General features: G+C 66.2%; 5 protein-coding genes. 4 read left to right on the plus strand and 1 reads right to left on the minus strand.

Annotated features, from left to right (window positions below; translation table 11 throughout):
* Positions 1-305 (plus strand): uroporphyrinogen decarboxylase family protein (locus B9Z31_RS02240; protein WP_304441702.1); only part of this gene is annotated, 305 nt, incomplete at its 5' end.
* Positions 306-703: 398 nt separating this feature from the next.
* Positions 704-2,809 carry a primosomal protein N' gene (priA, locus tag B9Z31_RS02245; protein ID WP_100117953.1) on the plus strand — a complete coding sequence of 702 codons (2,106 nt, stop codon included), beginning with the start codon at positions 704-706 and terminating at the stop codon, positions 2,807-2,809.
* Between the two features lie 297 nt (positions 2,810-3,106).
* Here priA and B9Z31_RS02250 read toward each other — a convergent pair whose 3' ends face one another.
* Positions 3,107-4,075 (minus strand): AEC family transporter, encoded by a 969-nt coding sequence (locus tag B9Z31_RS02250; RefSeq protein WP_100117954.1) that lies wholly within the window; start codon positions 4,073-4,075, stop codon positions 3,107-3,109.
* A gap of 517 nt (positions 4,076-4,592) precedes the next feature.
* Here B9Z31_RS02250 and B9Z31_RS02255 point away from each other — a divergent pair.
* Positions 4,593-6,194 carry a ShlB/FhaC/HecB family hemolysin secretion/activation protein gene (locus B9Z31_RS02255; protein WP_158235645.1) on the plus strand — a complete coding sequence of 534 codons (1,602 nt, stop codon included), beginning with the start codon at positions 4,593-4,595 and terminating at the stop codon, positions 6,192-6,194.
* An 11-nt stretch (positions 6,195-6,205) separates the two neighbouring features.
* On the plus strand, positions 6,206-21,322 hold the full coding sequence (locus tag B9Z31_RS02260) for a YDG domain-containing protein (protein WP_158235646.1): 15,117 nt from the start codon (positions 6,206-6,208) through the stop codon (positions 21,320-21,322).
* The last annotated feature ends 14 nt before the right edge of the window (positions 21,323-21,336 follow it).

Consider the following 21,336-nt stretch of genomic DNA (forward strand, 5'->3'; position numbering starts at 1 on the left):
GCCTGGACTGGACCATGAACCTGGGCCGCGCCCGCGCCCAAGTGGGTGGCCCCGTCGGTGGCCCCGGCAAAGCGCTGCAAGGCAACATCGACCCCAATATTTTGTTTGCGCCCCCCGCGCAGATCGCCACCGAAGTGCACCGCGTGCTGGACAGCTTTGGCACGCCGCACACCGACCGCAGCACCACCGGCCCCACGCACATCTTCAACCTGGGCCACGGCATCAGCCAATACACCCCGCCCGAGCATGTGACCGCACTGGTCGAGGCGGTGCACAGCCACTCGCGGGCGATGCGCCAAAAGTGAGCATGGCACGGGCTGGGCGGCCAGCCCTTAGCATAGAAAAAAGACCATTCAAAGCCTTTATTTGCAAAATATTTGGCTTTCGGCGCTTGACTTATGCACAAAAGTGAAAAGCCATTGCGCCAATGCGGGCTTGCTGCACAGCAGCAAAACAGACCGTCAGCCCAAACTGTAAGTCGTTGATTCGATTGATTTTTTTATCTTGCACATTGGACGGGCAATTTGTTGGAAGGCTTGATTTTCAAGGCTTCCAGCGCATCCAGGCCGAGTTCTCAACAAAGTTATCCACAGATTTCGTGAATCAAACCCAAAGCGCTGAAAAATCAACGACTTACATCTTGTTTCAAGAAATCAGCTAACCTCCAGTGCCGTCAAATTCACCGCCCATCACCGGAAACCCTGTGAGCACACCCTGCTGGATCGATGTTGCCGTCCAGACCCCCGCCCACACCCAGGTAGGGGGTTTGTTGACCTACCGCTGCCCCTTTTTGGTGCAGCCGGGTGTGTTGGTCCGCGTGCCTTTTGGCCCACGCGAAGTGCTGGGCGTGGTCTGGGCGATCCGTGATCAGGCACCGGATGACATGCCCGAAGCCAGCGTGCGCGATGTGCTGGGGGTGCTGGAGGGATTGCCGCCACTGGACCTGCACTGGCGCCAACTGGTGCAATTTGCCGCCCAGTATTACCAACGCTCTTTGGGCGAGGTGGCTTTGTCGGCCTTGCCCCCGCAGCTGCGGGACCTGACGTCCGAGCAACTGGCGCGCCGCCTCAAAAAGCAAAACACCACGCGTACGGTGCAAACCTCGCCGGGCCCCCAACTTTCAACAGAACAAAGCACTGTGCTGGCGCAAATGGCCCAAGGCACGGGCCCCTTTTTGCTGTTTGGCAGCACCGGCAGTGGCAAGACGGAGGTGTATTTGCAGGCCGTGGAACGCATGCTGGCCACCGATCCCCAAGCCCAGGCGCTGCTCATGGTGCCCGAGATCAACCTCACGCCCCAGCTGGAAGAGCGGGTACAAGCCCGCTTTGGCAGCGAGGCCGTGGTGTCCATGCACAGCGGCATGACACCCGCACAGCGCTTGAAAGGCTGGCTGGCCGCGCACGCAGGCCATGCCCGCATCGTGCTGGGCACGCGCATGGCCATTTTTGCGTCCATGCCCCACCTGCAACTCATCGTGGTCGACGAAGAACACGACCCCAGCTACAAACAACAGGAAGGCGCACGCTATTCGGCGCGCGACTTGGCGGTGTACCGCGCTCGCCTGCACAAGGCCCCCGTGTTGCTGGCCTCGGCCACGCCGTCCCTCGAGAGCTGGCACCACAGCCGCCCGGCCGAAGCCGACGATTCCGGAGGACGCTATGAACGGCTGCTGATGCCCTCGCGCATGGGCACGGGACTGCTGCCCAAAGTGCGCCGCGTGGACATGAACAAACAGCCGCGCCGCACCGTGCTGTCGGCCCCGCTGGTGGCCGCCATCCAAGAGCGGGTGCAGCGCGGCGAGCAGTGCATGCTGCTGCTCAACCGCCGGGGTTATGCCCCGGTGCTGCACTGCGCCGATTGCGGCTGGAAAAGCGAGTGCCAACACTGCAGCGCGTTCCGGGTGTTCCACAAAATTGACCGCACCCTGCGCTGCCACCACTGCGGATTGACCGAGCGCGTGCCCCGCGCCTGCCCCGAGTGCGGCAACGCCGACATCGCCCCGATTGGCCGGGGCACCGAGCAGCTCGAAGAGCACTTGGGCGAATTGCTGGCGCACGTCTTGCGCCCCGACGGCACCCCGGTGCGCATTGCGCGCATCGACGCAGACACCACCCGCCTCAAAGGTGCACTCGAGAGCCAATTGGCCCAAGTCCACTCGGGCGAAGTGGATGTCTTGATTGGCACGCAAATGATTGCGAAAGGACACGACTTCCGGCGCATCACCTTGGTCGCCGCGGTCAACCCGGACACGGCGCTGTTTTCGAGTGACTTTCGCGCGCCTGAACGCTTGTTTGCGCTGCTCATGCAGGCCGCTGGCCGCGCTGGGCGCGATGCCGCCCAAAGCGCCACCAGCGAGATGTGGGTGCAGACCTTTCACCCCACCCATGCGCTGTTCGAAGCGCTCAAAAAACACGACTACCCGGCCTTTGCTGCGAGCGAGTTGGCCGAGCGCACCGCCGCTGAACTGCCGCCCATCAGCCACCAAGCGCTGCTGCGCGCCGATGCCCGCACCCAAGAAGCCGCCCAAGCGCTGTTGAATGCCGCACGCGAAACGCTGGAGGCGCAACTGAGCGCCGACCCGGCGACCGCCGACTTGGTCTTGCAAGTGAGCGTCTACCCCGCCGTGCCCATGAGCATGCAGCGCGTGGCCGATGTGGAGCGCGCCCAAATGCTGCTGGAGAGCCCCAACCGCATGGCACTGCAAAAAATGCTGTGGCACCTGCACGCCGTGCTGCACCAAGTGCGCAGCCAAGCCGAACACAAAGGCGTCATCCGCTGGCTGGTGGACGTGGACCCACAGGCCATTTGATTCGGCTGCAGGGGCGGCCTCCCACAAAAAACAAAAGCCAACGCCCCACGTGGGAGCGAGCCCCTGGTCGCGAAGGGCCGCTCTGGCACTTTCAGCATTCGGCTGCAGGGGCGGCCTCCCACAAAAACCCAACAAGCCAACGCTCCCCGTGGGAGCGAGCCCCTGCTCGCGAAGGGCCGCTCTGGCACATCCAGCATTCGGCCGCGGGGGCGGCCTCCCACAAAAAACCAGAAAGGCCAACGCCACTGAGGGAGTGAGCCCCCCTCAAAAACCAAGCCAAGACACCAGGGCGTGGGGTCAGGCTTTGAAAAAGGCCACTGCCCCAGAGAAGGTCCAAAAAGCGGCCGCGGTGGTGACCAAAATGATGCGGGCGATGCGCCCGTTGTCAGCCCCCAAGCGCTCCGCCAGCAGCGACACATTGCTGGCACTGGGCAGGGCGGCCACCAAGACCATCACTTGCAGTGCCAAAGGCTCGATCGGCACGCCCCATTGGATGGCCGTCAACCCCACCAGCAAGACCAACACCGGGTGCAGCACCAGCTTGGCCAAGGCGATCGGCAAATAATCACCCAAGCGCAAGGGGCCATGCGTGCGCTCATGGGCCAGCATTTGCGAGCGGGCCAAAACCGCACCAATGGTGAACAAGGCCACGGGAGAAGCCGAGTCGGCCAACAAGCCCACGGTTTTGTTCACCGGGCCCCACAAAACCAGGTTCCAAAATGAAAACGCTGCGCCCAAGCTGATGGCCCAAGGCATGGGATTGCGCAACACCCCGGCCAGCGCCTTGCGCGCCGCCACCGCCGCGCCGTGCTCACCTGCGGCGTCCATGCGCGACAAAGCCACGCACAGCGAAGAAGTGATCACCAAATCCACCACGATGGTCACAATGGCCGGGCCCACCGCCTGCGCCCCAAGCAAGGCCACCAGCAAGGGCACACCCATGAACCCGGTGTTGGGGAAAGCGGCCACCAAAGCCCCCAAAGAGGCATCGTTCCAGCGGATGCGCGGGTTCAAGCTGATGGCGATGCTGAACGCCACCATCACCAAAGCGCAAAACAAATAAGAGAAAAACACCCCGGCATCGAGCAACTGCGCAATCGGCGTGTCGGCCCCGAAACGGAACAGCATGCACGGCAAGGCAAAGAACAGCACAAAGCCATTCAAACCAGGAATGGCCGCCAAGGGCAAAAACCGCCACCGTGCGGCCACGTAACCGCACAAAACCAGTGCAAAGAAGGGAAAGGTGACACGCAAGATTTCAAACATGCTCCGATTGTCGGGGTAAACCAGTAGATCAACCGGCCCAAGACAGTCTCGGGGTGGACAAGCAAGCCGGGGCTGGTCAGCGCGTGGCACAGACTTTCAATGGCCGCAGGGTGCCTGTGGCGGGTCTCTGTGCGCACGGCGCTCGTGCATGCGGGCGGGGTGCGGCCGAGTGCGCCTTGCGCCTGCTGGGGCACCCTGCCTTGGGCATGCCCGCCTGATGTTTTTCAATTTTCAGTTATTTATATTGATTATTTTGATGTTATGGATAAAATTAACATTAAGTGCGCGTTTTTGGTTTTTTATCCAAAAGACTTCATTCCTTCATATGCTGAAAATTCATTTGAAGATGCCTCACCCCTTGGCATCGGCTCAACAAACAACAAGGCCATTCACCCCCAGCGCTCAAGCTGTGGACACCCGGCCAAAGGGATTCAGAAACCCAGTCATTGGTGTTCTTCTCATCTGCAGTGCGGCTGCTGCTGGGGCGCAAATCGTGCGGCCCGATGCGGGCTCCCTCATGCCGCAGCCGCCCAAACTGGAGGCATGGGAGCGGCCTGCACCGCCGCTGCAGCCCGAGGCCTCAACCCGGCAGGCAACGCAAGGCCAAGGCCCGCAGGTGCTGGTGCGTGGTTTGCGCGTCGAGGGCAACCGCTTGCTCAGCGCGGCGCAACTGGCAGCCGTGCTGCAACCGTTTTTGAACCGTCAGCTGGACCTGACCCAGCTCGAGCAGGCCGCGCAGACCGTCGCACAGCGCTACCGCGAAGACGGCTGGATCGTCACGGCCTATTTGCCTGCGCAAGACATCACCTCGGGCGATGTGCTGATCCGCGTGGATGAAGCCCAACTGGGGCTGTTGCGGTTCAATGCCCCCAGCGAATTGCGCGGACCGCAGGCACAGGCGCAGCGCTACTTCGAGCGCCTGCTGGCGCCGGGTCAGCCGCTCAATGCCGACCATGTGGCGCGTGCGCAGCAAATCAGCAGCGAACTGTTGGGCCTGAGTGTCGCGCCCCCCGTCTTCAAGAAAGGCCAGACCCCTGGCACCACCGACCTGGATGTGGTCCTGAGTGACAAGCCTTTGTGGGCCGTGGATGGGCTGGCCGACAACGGCGGCGCACGCGCCACAGGGGTCGAGCGCCTGAACGCGCTCATCGAGTGGCGCAATCCGCTGCGCGCGGGCGACCAGTGGAACATGGCTTTCATGAAAACCCAGGGCAGTGACAGTGCGCGGCTCGGTGTCGGCCTGCCGGTGGGTGATTTGGGCTGGCGCATCGGCGCTTCTCTTGGCTGCTACAGCTACCGCCTGATCGCGCCCGAATATGTGGCGCTGAACGCCTCGGGCACGGTCGACAGCCTGGGCTTGGACGCATCCTATCCTTGGGTGCGTGAGCACAACCGCAGCCTGACGCTGGTGCTCAACGCCGACCGCAAAGCCATGGACAACCTTGCCAGTGGCCAGACCAACTCGCGCTACAGCTCGCAATCGGCCAGCGTGACGCTGCAGGGGCGGCAAAGCAACACCTGGTTGGGCGGGGGTGGGCACACCACGGGCTCGCTGGCGCTGACCGCCGGGCGCCTGAACCTGAACGGCTCGCCCAGCCAGTCCACCGATGCGCAAGGCCCGCGCACCGATGGCCAGTTCAGCAAGCTGCGCGCGACGCTGTCGCGCGCTCAGTACCTGACTTCGCGCCTGACCCTGCAGCTGAGCCACAACCAGCAATGGGCCAACAAAAACCTCGACTCCTCTGAAAAGTTCTACATCGGCGGGCCCGACAGCGTGCGGGCCTTCCCGGTCAACGAGGCCGGGGGTGCCCAGGGCAGCCTCAGCAGCGCCGAGCTGCAGTGGCAACTGGACAGCGCCAAGACCCTGTTCGGCTTCTATGACCACGGCCAGGTGAGCGTCCAGATCGATGACCAGTTCAGCGGCGCCACCCAACCCAACCGTTACCGCCTGCAAGGGGCGGGTCTGGGCATGCAGTGGCGTCCTGCCGAGGGCTGGTTCGTCAAGGCCACATGGGCGCGCCGCCTGCAGGCCAACCCGCGTCCAAGCACCGGGGGCAAGGACCAAGATGGGACCTTGCTGCGAGACCGCCTCTGGGTCACAGCCATTTACAGTTTTTGACGGGTGTCAGCATGAACAAACATTACCGGGTGGTCTGGAATGAATCGACGCGCACGTTTGTGGCCGTCTCCGAAATCGCTTCGGCGCACGGCACCAGCCGTTCACACAGTGTGTGCAAAGCGGTGGTCTGCGGCCTGGGCACCGGACTGAAAGCCCTGGTGGCGGCCATGGCCGGCGCGGGCCTGGTGCTGGCCGCACCGCCTGCCGCCCACCAATTGCCCACGGGCGGGCAGGTCGTGGCCGGCCAGGCCAGCATCCAGTCGGCGGGGCCAACCGTGCTCAACGTCAAGCAGACGAGCAACGCGGCCATCATCCAGTGGAACACCTTCAACCTGGGCAGCGCGGCCACCGTCCACTTTGCCCAGCCGAGTTCCAGCGCCGCCGTGCTCAACCGCGTGCTCGACGCCAACCCCAGCCAGATCTACGGGCGCATCACCGCGCCCGGCCAGGTGTTCTTCACCAACCCCAGCGGCCTGTATTTCGCGCCCAGCGCGAGCGTGGACGTGGGCAGCTTCACCGCCACCACGCACAGCATCAGCACCGCCGACTTCATGGCGGGCCACTACCGCTTTGCACGCCACGGTGCCACCGGGGCCATCGTCAACGAAGGCCAGATCCAGACCGCTTTGGGCGGCTACGCGGCCTTGCTGGCCCCCGAGGTGCGCAACCAGGGCGTGGTGCTCGCGCAAATGGGGGCGGTCGCACTCGCCGCTGGCGAAACTTTCCAGCTCAACCTCCAGGGCAGCCGCCTGGCCAGCATCGAGGTCACGCCCGCCACCGTGCGCGCCCTGGTCGACAACGGCCAAGCGGTGCTGGCGCCCGAGGGCTGGATGGTGCTGTCGGCCAAGGCCGCAGCGCAGCTCGAAGCCAGTGTGGTCAACACCGGCCAGCTGGCGGCCAACAGCCTGAGCGAACGCGGCGGGCGCATCGTGCTCGAATCGAGCCACAGCGTCAGCGCAGGCGGCAGCATCCAGGCCAGCAGCGCGCAAGCGCAAGGCGGCAGCGTCACGGTAACGGGCGAGCACATCACGCTGCCTGCGGGCAGCGCCATCGACGCCACCGGCGCCACGGGCGGCGGCACCGTGTTGGTCGGCGGCGACTGGCAAGGCAGCGGCAGTTTGCCGCAGGCCACCACCGTCACCCTGAACCCGGACGCCCGCATTGACGCCAGTGCCACGCGCATGGGCGACGGCGGCAAGGTCGTGCTCTGGAGTGATGTGCGCCGAGCCGACGGTCTGACCGTGGCCCAAGGCAGCATCAGCGCGCGCGCTGGCGCGCAAGGTGGCGACGGCGGCCGCATCGAGACCTCGGGCCACGTGCTCGACACGCGGGGTGTCAGGGTCAACGCCAGTGCCGACAAGGGTCATGGCGGCGAGTGGCTGCTCGACCCTTACAACATCACGATTGCCAGCAGCAGCGCCAGCGGCACCGCCTACAGTAGCAACTACAGCGCGGGCGCCACGAGCACGATCCTGGCCAGCGACATCCAAAACAGCCTGAATGCGGGCACCCATGTGAGCATCACCACGGGCGCGGTGGGCTCGGCTGGGGCTGATGTGGGCAACATCACCGTCAGCAGCGATATCAGCAAAACGTCGGGAAGTGCGGCCTCGCTGACGCTGACGGCGGCCAACAACATCGTCATCAACAGCCCCATCACGTCCAGCAGTGGCGCACTGGCCTTGACCCTCGAGGCCGGCAACACCATCAGCGGCGCAGGTGCGATCAACACCAACGGTGGTGCGTTGACTTTCAACATGGCCGCTGACGGCGTCTACTCGGGCGCCATCAGCGGCACGGGCAGCCTCACCAAAATCGGCACAGGCACGTCCACGCTCACAGCCGTCAACACCTTCACAGGCGGGCTCACGGTCAATGGGGGAACTCTGGCGGTCAACAGCAGCCTGGCCAACAACGCGGGCCATGCCATCACCGTCAACAACGGGGGCACACTGAGCCTCGGGGCCCACAATGTGTTTGGCTTCCACACCACAGCGGTGGTGACGCCCATCACCCTCAACGCAGGCGGCACCCTGACCAACAGCGGCAACTTCTTCAGCCGCCTGGGGCCGCTCACGCTCAGCGGCGGCACCTTGACCTCCACCGGGGGCGACGCTTTTGGTAACCTGACGGGCCCATTTGCCTGGGCCTTGGCCGGCGCAGTCACCGTCAATGGCAGCACCACCTCGACCATTTCCGGTCAAAACGTGCAGCTGGGTTCGGGCTCCTCGGTCACGGGCAGCACCTTCAACGTCAGCGACGGGGCGGCGGCGGTCGACCTGTCGGTCAGCGCCAAGCTGGTCAACAGCAGCGCCACCGCCTGGGGCACGGCCCAGGCCAGCAGCCTGACCAAAGCGGGTGCCGGCACCATGACTTTGTCGGCCAGCAACACCTACAGTGGCAGCACCGCCATCGACGATGGCAAGCTCACCATCACCAGCACACAAGGCTCGTCCTCTTACAGCATCGCCTCGGGCGCGGTGCTCGAATACAGCATCGCCACCGGCACCACGGTCATCGGCACCACCGGCGCGGTGACGTATTCCGGCGCAGGCACGCTGCGCAAGACTGGCGCTGGCGCAGTCTCCAACGGCACACCCGTGGCCACCTACAGCCTGAGTGCGGGCGGTCTGATCGACTTGCAGGCCGGCACCTTCTCGGCCAGCGCCTTCGGCAACGATGTCTGGACGAACAACCTGTCCGACATCCACGTCGCCTCGGGCGCCACGCTGGACGTCAACTCGGGCCTTGTCTTCATGGACAAGCTCACGGGGGCTGGCTCGGTCCAAGTGGGTTACACCGGAACCAACGGCTCCATCACCCTGGGGGCCAACAACGGTTCGGCCACCTTCAGCGGCAACATCAGCAACTTCAATGCTGCGGGCAGCGTGGTCAAGCAGGGCACGGGCACGCAAATTTTGTCGGGCAACAACAGCTACACCGGCACCACCACCGTCAGCGGCGGAACGCTGCAGGCGGGCAGCAGCACGGCATTTGGCAGCAACTCGGCGGTGACGCTGGCCAACGTGGCCGGTGCCACGCTGGACCTCAACGGCCAAAGCGTGGCCATTGGCTCTCTGGCCGGTGGCGGCAGCACGGGCGGCAACCTGACGCTGGGCGCGGGCACCCTCACCACGGGTGGCAACAACACCAGCACAACGTTTGCGGGTGTGGTCAGCGGCAGCGGCGGGCTGACCAAGAGCGGGACGGGCACGCTGACTTTGACGGCCAGCAACGCCTACCTTGGCACCACCACCATCGGCAATGGCAGCCTCACCCTCTCCAGCATGCAAAGCTCCTCGGCTTACAGCATCGCCTCGGGCGCGGTGCTCGAATACAGCATCGCCGCCGGATCGGTCATCGGCACCACCGGCGCGGTGACGTATTCCGGCTCGGGCACGCTGCGCAAGACTGGCGCTGGAGAACTCATCAACGGCACGCACGTGGCCACCTACAGCCTGAGTGCGGGCGGTCTGATCGACTTGCAGGCCGGCACCTTCTCGGCCAGCTATTCGGGCAACGACATCTGGACGAACAACCGCTCGGACATCCACGTCGCCTCGGGCGCCACACTGGACGTCAACTCGGGCATTGTCTTCATGGACAAGCTCACGGGGGCAGGATCAATTCTGGTGGGTTTCATCGGCCCCATCGGCTCCATCACCCTGGGGGTCAACAACGGTTCGGCCACCTTCAGCGGCGCCATCAGCAACTTCAATGCTGCGGGCAACGTGCTCAAGCAGGGCACGGGCACGCAAATTTTGTCGGGCAACAACAGCTACACCGGCACCACCACCGTCAGCGGCGGAACGCTGCAGGTGGGCGCGGGCGGGACGGCGGGCACGCTGGGCACGGGGGCGGTGGGCATCGACACCGGCGCCACGCTGCAGTTCAACCGCAGCGATGCGCTCACCGTGACCAACGCGATCAGCGGTGCGGGCGCGCTCAGCCAGTCCGGCACGGGCACCACGGTGCTCTCAGGCAACAACACCTACACCGGCACCACCACGGTCAATGCGGGCACTCTGCAAGCGGGCAGCAGCACGGCATTTGGCAGCAACTCGGCGGTGACGCTGGCCAACGTGGCCGGTGCCACGCTGGACCTCAACGGCCACAGCGTGGCCATTGGCTCGCTGGCCGGTGGCGGCAGCACGGGCGGCAACCTGACGCTGGGCGCGGGCACGCTCACCACGGGTGGTGACAACACCAGCACCAGTTATGGTGGTGTGATCAGCGGCACGGGCGGGCTGGCCAAGAGCGGCACGGGCACGCAGACATTGACAGGCAGCAACACCTACAGTGGCAGCACCGCCATCGGCAATGGCAACCTGACCATCACCAGCACGCAAGGCTCGTCCGCTTACAGCATCGCCTCAGGCGCGGTGCTCGAATACAGCATCGCCACCGGCACCACGGTCATCGGCACCACCGGCGCGGTGACGTATTCCGGCTCAGGCACGCTGCGCAAGACTGGCGCTGGCGCAGTCTCCAACGGCACACCCGTGGCCACCTACAGCCTGAGTGCGGGCGCCCTGATCGACTTGCAGGCCGGCACCTTCTCGGCCAGCGCCTTCGGCAACGATGTCTGGACGAACAACCTCTCCGACATCCACGTCGCCTCGGGCGCCACGCTGGACGTCAACTCGGGCGTTGTCTTCATGGACAAGCTCACGGGGGCCGGCTCGGTCCAAGTGGGTTACACCGGAACCAACGGCTCCATCACTCTGGGGGCCAACAACGGTTCGGCCACCTTCAGCGGCAACATCAGCAACTTCAATGCTGCGGGCAGCGTGGTCAAGCAGGGCACGGGCACGCAAATTTTGTCGGGCAACAACAGCTACACCGGCACCACCACCGTCAGCGGCGGAACGCTGCAGGCGGGCAGCAGCACGGCATTTGGCAGCAACTCGGCGGTGACGCTGGCCAACGTGGCCGGTGCCACGCTGGACCTCAACGGCCACAGCGTGGCCATTGGCTCTCTGGCCGGTGGCGGCAGCACGGGCGGCAACCTGACGCTGGGCGCGGGCACGCTGACCATAGGGGGTGACAACACGAGCACCAGCTACGGCGGTGTGATCAGCGGCAGCGGCGGGCTGACCAAGTCGGGCAGCGGCACCTTCACGCTCACGGCCAATGCCAGCTACAGCGGCGTCACCACCGTGGGCAGCGGCAGCCTGGTGCTGCAAAACGACGCGCCCAGCACCGGCTCGAGCAGCTTCACGGGGGCCGGCACCTTGGTGGTCCAGCCCACAGGCAGCCGCTTCACTTCCGCATTCAGCACGGCAGCTTGGTCTTTCGACAGCAGCTTGGGTGGTTTGACCCTGGGCAAGGTGGGCAACACGGCCGCCATCACGGTGGCCAATGCCGCCACGGTGGCCGGCCCCATCACGGTGCTGGGCGGTGACATCACCCTCAACGCGGCCCTGACCGCTTCAGGCTCGCAGACCATCACGCTGGCCAGTTCGGGCCATGTGAGCGATGGTGCCAGTGGCGCGCTGTCGGCCAACATGCTCTTGCTCAGTGGAGGCAACGTCACGCTCGACAGCACGGGCCATGCGGTGGGCACGCTGGCTGCCAGTGGCGTCAGTGGCCTGACCTTTGTCAACAACAGCGCCCTGACCTTGGGCACCGTGGGCACGACCCACGGGATTTCGGCCAGCGGTGTGGTCAACATCGCCACCCGCACTGGCGACCTCACGCTGTCGCAAGCCGTGGGCACCAGCAACGCCACGGCCACGGCACTCACACTCAACGCGGGCAGCACGGCAGCCGCGCTCACCAGCACGGGGGGCAACCTGGTCGTCGGCGGCAGTGGCACCGTGTCGGTGGGGGCAGGCGGCACCGCCACGCTCTACACCGGCAGTGTCGGTGGCAGCAACGGTCTGAGCACCTTGGTGGGCACGGGCACGGGGCGTTTCCGCTACGGCAGCGACGAGGCCACGGGCCATTACACGCTGGCCCTGAGCACGGGGCTCAACGCGGTCTACCGCGAGCAGCCCACGCTCACGCGCGTGGTGAACAACCAGACCATCACCTACGGGGACGCCCTGACCCACACTTTCTCTGTCACGGGCGGCGTCAACGGCGACACCTACGCGCAGGCCTTCGCCAGCGCAACCACCCCCACCGTGTCGGTCAGTGGCAGCACCTCGACCTCGGGCCATTACACGGCGGGTACCGCCCACACCCTTTCGGCCACGGGCGGCGCCACCACGAGCCAGCTCGGTTATGCGGTCAGCGCCAGCACCACCTCGGGCACGCTCACGGTCAACACCAAAACCTTGACGCTCGCCTTCACGGGTGTCAACAAAACCTACGATGGCCAGACCGGTGCCACGGTCACCACCAGCGACAACCGCGTGGCCAGCGATGTGTTGACGATCGCCCGCAGCGCCAGTTTTGCCGACGCGAGCGCTGGCAATGGCAAGGCGGTGAACGTCAGCGCGGTGAGCCTGAGCAACACCGACGCGGCCAACTACACCCTGGCCTCGACCACCGGCAGCACCACGGCCAGCATTGCCCAAGCGGCCTTGAGCATCACCGCCAACAACGCCAGCAAGACCTACGATGGCCAGGCTTACAGCGGCGGCAACGGGGTGGCTTACAGCGGCTTTGTGAACAGCGAGAACGCTGGCGTGCTGGGCGGTACGCTCAGCTACGCCGGCTCTGGCCAGGGCGCTCAAAACGCGGGCAGCTACACCCTGACGCCACAGGGCCTGACTTCGGGCAATTACGCGATCACTTTCAGCAATGGCACCTTGGCCATTGCGCAAAAAGCGCTGACGCTGTCGGCCAGCAAGACCTACGACGGCACCCGCAGTCTGGCGGGCACTGTCAGCTTCGGCGGCTTGGTGGGAAGCGAGACACTGGGCTACACAGGCGCCATGGCCAGCGATGCGCACGTGGCCAGTGCAGGCAAATACGTGGCGGCGATCACCTTGACCGATGGCAGCAACGGGGGCCTGGCGGCCAACTACGCGCTGCCCACGCTCAATGCAGCCAATGCCCCAGTCACGGTCACGCCCAAGGCCATCACGGCCAGTGCGGCGATCACGGGCACCACCAGCAAAGCGTACGACGGCACGAACGTGGCCACGGGTGCTGCGGTGACGGGCAGCGTGGCGGGCGCAGTCAGCGGCGACACGCTCAGCCTCGACACCTCGGGCCTGAGCCTGGCCTACAACAACGCGCACGTGGTGGGGGCGAGCCAGATCGCAGCCAGCGGCAGCACGGGCTTCGCGATCACGGGCAGCAGCAACGCCAGCGTGGCCAGTGACTACAGCTTCACCGTGCCGAGCATCGCGGCGGTGGCGGGCAGCATCACAGCGCGCGCGCTGACGGCCACGGCAAGCATTTCGGGCACGGTGATCAAGACCTACGATGGCAGCACATTGGCCACGGGCGCTGCCGTCACGGGGACGGTTTACGGTGCTTTGGGCGGCGACACCATCACGCTCAACAGCAGTGGTCTGAGCCTGAACTACAACAGTGCGCGTGTCCTGAGCGCCAACACCATCGCGGCCAGTGGCAGCGCGGGCTTCACCATCGCGGGCAGCAGCAACGCCAGCGTGGCCAGCGACTACAGCTTCACCGGGCCGAGCATTGCGGCGGTGGCGGGCAGCATCACACCGCGCGCGCTGACGGCCGTGAGCACGATCACAGGCACGCTGAACAAGACCTACGACGGCAGCACGGGTGTCAGCGGGGCGAGCGTGAGCAGCAGCTTTGGCGGCGGCCTTTCGGGCGACAGCTTCACCCTGACGGGGATCAGCCTGGCCTACAACAGTGCCCACGTGGCCACGGCCACGGCCATCAGTGCCAGCGGCAGCGCGGGCTTCGCGATCGCGGGCAGCAGCAACGCCAGTGTGGCCAGCGACTACAGCTTCACAGCGCCGAGCATCGCGGCCGTGGCGGCCAGCATCACGCCCAAGGCCATCACGGCCAGTGCGGCGATCACGGGCACCACGAGCAAGACGTACGACGGCACGACGAGTGCCAGCGGCGCCAGCGTGAGCGGCACGGTCACCGGCGGCATCAGCGGCGACACGCTCAGCCTCGACACCTCGGGCCTGAGCCTGGCGTTCAACAGCGCGCGGGTGTTGGGGGCCAGCACCATCGCGGCCAGCGGCAACGCGGGCTTCACGATCGCGGGCAGCAGCCACGCCAGCGTGGCCAGCGACTACAGCTTCACAACGCCGAGCATCGCGGCGGTGTCGGGCAGCATCACGGCACGCGCCCTGACGGCCAGCAGCGCCATCACCGGCACCACCAGCAAGACCTACGACGGCACGCTGAGCGCCACCGGTGCGAACCTGAACACGGCCTTCAGCGGTCAGATCGTGGGCGACAGCCTGGCGCTCACCGGCTTGAGCTTGGCCTACAACAACGCGCACGTGGTGGGGGCCAGCCAGATCGCGGCCAGCGGCAGCGCGGGCTTGGCGGTGTCCAGCAGCACCAGAGGCTCGGTGGCCACGGACTACAGCTTCACAGCGCCGAGCATCTCGGCGGTGTCGGCCAGCATCACGCCCAAGGCCCTCACGGCCAGCGCGGCGATCACGGGCACCACGAGCAAGACGTACGACGGCACGACGAGCGCCAGCGGCGCCAGCGTGAGCGGCACGGTCACCGGCGGCATCAGCGGCGACACGCTCAGCCTCGACACCTCGGGCCTGAGCCTGGCGTACAACAGCGCGCGGGTGTTGGGGGCCAGCACCATTGCGGCCAGTGGCAGCGCGGGCTTCACGATCGCGGGCAGCAGCAACGCCAGCGTGGCCAGCGACTACAGCTTCACGGGCCCCAGCATTTCGGCGGTGGCGGGCAGCATCACGGCACGCGCCCTGACGGCCACGAGCACGATCACAGGCACGCTGAACAAGACCTACGACGGCAGCACGGGTGTCAGCGGGGCGAGCGTGAGCAGCAGCTTTGGCGGCGGCCTTTCGGGTGACAGTTTCAGCCTGACGGGGGTGAACCTGGCCTACAACAGTGCCCACGTGGCCACGGCCACGGCCATCAGTGCCAGCGGCAGCGCGGGCTTCGCGATCGCGGGCAGCAGCAACGCCAGTGTAGCCAGCGACTACAGCTTCACTGCGCCGAGCATCTCAGCGGTGGCGGCCAGCATCACGCCCAAGGCCCTCACGGCCAGCGCGGCGATCACGGGCACCACGAGCAAGACGTACGACGGCACGACGAGTGCCAGCGGCGCCAGCGTGAGCGGCACGGTCACCGGCGGCATCAGCGGCGACACGCTCAGCCTCGACACCTCGGGCCTGAGCCTGGCGTACAACAGCGCGCGGGTGTTGGGGGCCAGCACCATCGCGACCAGCGGCAGCGCGGGCTTCACGATCGCGGGCAGCAGCAACGCCAGCGTGGCCAGCGACTACAGCTTCACGGGGCCGAGCATCGCGGCGGTGGCGGCCAGCATCACGCCCAAGGCCCTGACGGCCAGCCTGAGCAACACGGGTGTGAGCAAGACCTACGACGGCAGCACGGCCGCGCCCACGGGTTTTGCCCCCAGCTGGAGTCTGGCGGGATTGGTGCCCAGCGACACGGGCGCCAGCGTGGCGGGCACAGGCGTGGCCTACAACAGCGCCAACGTGGTGGGCGCGAGCCAGCTGACGGTGACGGGTCTGACCTTGTCGGGCATCACGGGTTCGAACAGCTCGGTGGTCTCGGACTACCAACTCACGGCCACCAGCGCGAGCGTGGCGGCCAGCATCACACCCAAGAGCGTGACGGTCACAGGCCTGGTGGCCAGTGACAAGCGCTACGACGGCACGGTGGCCGCGAGCGTCACCCAGTGGGGTGGCGTGAGCACGGGCGTGGGCAGCGAGACGCTGACCGTGCTGGGCCAATCGGCCAGCTTTGCCAACGCGAATGTGCAGCTCTCGGGCGGCGTGCCACAGGCACAAACAGTGACGGCCACAGGCTACACACTGGGCAACGGCACGGGACTGGCCAGCAACTACCAGCTCTCGAGCACCAGCGCCACGACCACGGCCACGATCACACCCACGTCGCTGACGGTGACCGCCAACCAAGACGCGAAGTTCGTCACCATGAACGATGGCGCGAACTATGCGGGCGTGAGCTACAGCGGTTTGGTCAACGGCGAGACGGCCGCGGTGCTGAGCGGCACCCCGGTCATCACGCGCAGCAACAGCGCCGTCCATACCGCTGGCACCTACAGCGGCGTGCTCATGCCCACGGGCCTGAGTTCGGGCAACTACAGCATCAGCTACACCAGCGGCACGTACACGATCGTGCCGGCCAACCAGTTGCTGGTGACCGTGAACAACGCCTCGAGCGTGTACGGCACCGCGACCACCTACAGCGTGGCGAGTGCGCGGTATTTGGGCAGCAACAACCAAGTGGTGACACTGAGCAATGTGAGCGTGGGCGCAAACAACGCGGTCACCGTCATCGACGGCGCGAGCGGCTCGGCCAGCTTCACACTCACGCCCCAGAGCGCGCAGGTCTCTGGCGCGCAGCAATTGCGCGTGGGCAGCTACCAGCTTGGCGCGGCGGGCGTGCAAACGCAAAACAGCCAAAACTTCAGCAACACCATCAACGTGGTGGGCGCGCACACCGTCACGCCCAAGGGGCTGGACGCCACCCTCACGGGTGGACTGAACAAGACCTATGACGCGGGCACCGCCATGAATGGCCTCACGCTGGGCCTGACGGGCAGTGCCGTGCCCAGCAGCGCGGTGCTGGCGGGCGATGCGGTCTCGGTGGCGGGCAGCGGTGCTTTTGCCAGCAAGAACGCAGGCAGCAACCTGGGCTACACGGTGAGCAACCTGACGCTGTCGGGGGCGGACGCGGCCAACTACGGCCTCACCAGCAGCAGCCTGTCGGGCAGCAATGGTCAGATCATGGCCAAGGCGCTGACGCTGTCGGCCAGCAAGACCTACGACGGCAGCCGCAGTCTGGCGGGCGCCGTCAGCTTCGGCGGCTTGGTGGGCAGCGAGACACTGGGCTACACAGGCGCCATGGCCAGCGACGCGCACGTGGCCAGTGCAGGCAAGCACGTGAATGCCATCACCTTGACCGATGGCAGCAACGGGGGCCTGGCGGCCAACTACATGCTGCCCACGCTCAATGTGGCCCATGCGCCGGTGACGGTCACGCCCAAGGCCATCACGGCCAGCGCGGCGATCACGGGCACCACCAGCAAGACGTACGACGGCACGAACGTGGCCACGGGTGCTGCGGTGACGGGCAGCGTGGCGGGCGCGGTCAGCGGCGACACGCTCAGTCTCGACACCTCGGGCCTGAGCCTGGCCTACAACAACGCGCACGTGCTGGGGGCGAGCCAGATCGCGGCCAGCGGCAGCGCGGGCTTCACGATCGCGGGCAGCAGCAACGCCAGCGTGGCCAGTGACTACAGCTTCACAGCGCCGAGCATTTCGGCGGTGGCGGCCAGCATCACACCCAAGACCATCACGGCCAGCCTGGGCAACACGGGCGTGAGCAAGACCTACGACGGCAGCACGGCCGCGCCCACCGGCTTTGCACCGGGCTGGAGCCTGGCGGGACTGGTGGCGGGCGACACGGACGTGGCCTTGGCCCACACCGGCATCGCCTACAACAGCGCCAACGTGGGCTCGGCCCATCGGATCACGGTCTCGGGCTTGTCGGTGGCCGGTGTGACGGGCAGCCGCGCTTCGGTGGCTTCGGACTACCTGCTGTTGACGGCTGCGGCCGATGTGGCGGCCAGCATCACACCCAAGAGCGTGACGGTCACAGGCCTGGCGGCCGTGGGCAAGACCTACGACGGCAACACCTCGGTCTCGGTCAGCCAATGGGGCGGTGTGAGCACGGGCGTGGGCAGCGAGACGCTGACGCTCCATCGCGGCAGCGCCGCCTTTGGCAGCGCCAACGCGGGCCACCAGACCGTGACAGCCAGCGGCTACAGCCTGGGCGACGGCGCGGGCGGTGGACTGGCCAACAACTACCTGCTCAGCAGCACCAGCGCCACCACCTCGGCCACCATTGCGCCCAAGGCGCTGACGCTGTCGGCCAGCAAGACCTACGACGGCAGCCGCAGTCTGGCGGGCGTGGTCAGCTTCGGCGGCTTGGTGGGGAGCGAGACACTGGGCTACACGGGAGCCACCGCCAGCGACGCGCACGTGGCCAGTGCAGGCAAATACGTGGGTGCGATCACTTTGACCGATGGCAGCAACGGGGGCCTCGCAGCCAACTACGCGCTGCCCACGCTCAATGTGGCCCATGCCCCAGTCACGGTCACGCCCAAGGCCATCACGGCCAGCGCAGCGATCACAGGTGCCACCAGCAAGGTGTACGACGGCACGAACGTGGCCACGAATGCGGTGGTGACGGGCAGCGTGGCGGGCGCGGTCAGCGGCGACACGCTCAGCCTCGACACCTCGGGTCTGAGCCTGGCGTACAACGACGCCCATGTGGCCGGGGCCAGCAGCATTGGGGCCACGGGCAATGCCGGCTTCACGGTGGCGGGCAGCAGCAACGCCAGCGTGGCCAGCGACTACAGCTTCACGGTGCCCAGCATCGCGGTGGTGGCGGGCAGCATCACACCCAAGGCCCTGACGGCGAATGCCAGCATCGGTGGCGCACTGAGCAAGACTTACGATGGCACCACCAGTGCCAACGGCGCCAACGTGAGCGGTACGGTCCAAGGGGCCATCGCTGGTGACAGTCTGGTGTTGGACACCTCGGGCCTGAGCCTGGCGTACAACAGCGCGCGCGTGCAGGGGGCGAACCAGATGGTGGCCAGCGGCAACGCTGACTTTGGCTTCGTCGCCTCGTCATGGGGCAGTCGCAGAAGCGATTACAGCTTCACGGCGCCGACCATCGCCCCGGCAAGCGCCAGCATCACGCCGCGCACGCTGATCGCCAGCCTGACCAACACCGGCGTGAGCAAGGCCTACGACGGCCGCACCGATGCACCGAGTGGCTTCACGTCGAGCTGGGCCTTCACGGGCCTGCTGGGCGGCGATACGGGCGCGAGCTTGAGCTACACCTCGGCAGCGTACGACAGCCCCAATGTCACGCAGGCCACACGGGTGGGGGTCACGTTTTCAGGCCAGGCGATCACGGCCATTCAGGGCAGTTGGGGCTCGGCGGCCAGTGACTATGTGTTGTCTTCGTCCAGCGCGAGCATCGCCGCCAGCATCACCCCCAAGGTGCTGACGGTCACAGGCCTGCAAGTGGCCGACAAGACCTACGACGGCACGACCAGCACCACCGTCACGAATTGGGGCTCGGTGGGGACGGGCATCGGCAGCGAGACGCTGGGACTGAACCATGGCCTGGCCGTGTTCGACAGTGCCAACGCGGGCAGCCGCATCGCCACCGCCAGCGGCTACAGCTTGCTCCATGGCGCAGGCGGCGGTCTGGCCAGCAACTACCAGCTCGCCAGCACGAGTGCCAGCACCACCGCCACGGTGGCCAAGGCCCCACTCACCGTGCGCGCCAACGATGACGCCAAGTTTGTCACCACGAACGACGCCGTCGGCTATGCGGGTGTGAGCTACAGTGGGTTTGTGAACGGCGAAACCAGTGGTGTGCTGGGCAGCTTGCCCTCGGTGAGCCGCAGCAACAGCGCGGTCAACACCGCGGGCGTCTTCCGTGGCGTGCTCTTGCCCTCGGGCGGTACGGCGGCCAACTACACCCTGAGCTATGTGGCAGGCGACTACACGGTCGTGCCAGCCAACCAATTGCTGGTGCGCGTGAACAACGCTTCCACAGCTTACGGCACGGCGGCCAGCTACAGCCTGGCCAGCGCGACCTACTATGACCAGACCACCCAGCAGGTGATCACGCTCGCAGACCGCGCCATTGCCGCTGGCAACGTCGTGACGGTCCAGGATGGCGCGGGTGGCCGCGCCACTTTCACGTTGGCGCCGCTGCATGCCAGCCTGTCGGGTGCGCAAATGTTGCGCGTGGGCAGCTACACCCTCGGGGTCTTGGGGGCGGTCACCGAGAACAGCCAAAACTTCAGTGACACCATCACCCTGATCGGTCAACTGGGGGTCACGCCCAAGGCACTGGTGGCGTCCACCAGCAGCGGCTACAGCAAGACCTATGACGGCACCACCACCATGAACGGCGTGAGCCTCGCATTGGCTGGCAGTGGCGGTGGGTCTGGCCTGGAGGCGGGCGATGCGGTGACGGTCACGGCCAATGGCAACTATGCCAGCCGCCATGCGGGGACTCAGTTGAACTACACCGTCAACCAGGTGGCACTGCAAGGCGCAGACGCGGGCAACTACTTCATCGTCGGTGGCGGCAGCTTCATGGGCAGCAACGGCACGATCACGCCTCAACCGCTGGTGCTGACTGCCCAAAGCGACAGCAAGACTTTTGACGGAACCAACCGGTCCGCCCTGATTCCCACGGCCAGTCGCCTGAGCGCTGGGGACAGCCTCAGTGGCCTGGTCCAGGCTTTCGACAGCAGTGCCGTGGGCGCGCGCAACCTGGTCGTGACCGACTACAGCATCGCCGATGGCAATGAGGGGAACAACTATCAGGTCACGCGGGTTCCCGCGGTCGGCAGCATCACCGCCCTGAGCATCATGCCCCCTCCGACATCGGGTGGTGTGGGCGCCCCCGGCGGCGCAGGCGCAGGTGCAGGTGCAGGTGCAGGTGCAGGTGCAGGTGCAGGTGCAGGTGCAGGTGCAGGTGCGGGTGCGGGTGCGGGTGCTGGCTCTGGCTCTGGCTCTGGCGCATCTGGTGGTCCGAATGGTGCCCCGGATGCGGCGGTCACAGCCGCAGGCACCGCGACAGCGCTGGGTGACCGTGACCTGCCTGTGAGCTTCGGCGACGCAGGCACTTCGGGTGGGCGCGTCTGGGTGCAGCGGGCGTCGAGCCCCGAGGCGCCGGGTGTGATGCGTGTCTATTTGCCGCGTGAACTGCTGGTGAGCGAAGCGGGGTTCAGTTTCGCTGTGCCCATGGCTTCCTTGGGCAATGCAGAGACCGCCGCTCTGGCCAGCTTGCCCGATGGTTCGGCGCTGCCCGCATGGCTGTCTTTCGATGCGCAGGCCTTGCGTTTCCGTGCGCGGATGGTGCCGTCTGATGGCTTGCCCTTGCGGGTGCTTGTTCAGCGTGGGCGATACGCGATGCAGATCGAGTTGTTGAATTCGGAATGAGTGATCGGTGGACC

Source organism: Limnohabitans sp. G3-2 (genome assembly GCF_002778275.1).
GTDB lineage: Bacteria > Pseudomonadota > Gammaproteobacteria > Burkholderiales > Burkholderiaceae_C > Limnohabitans_A.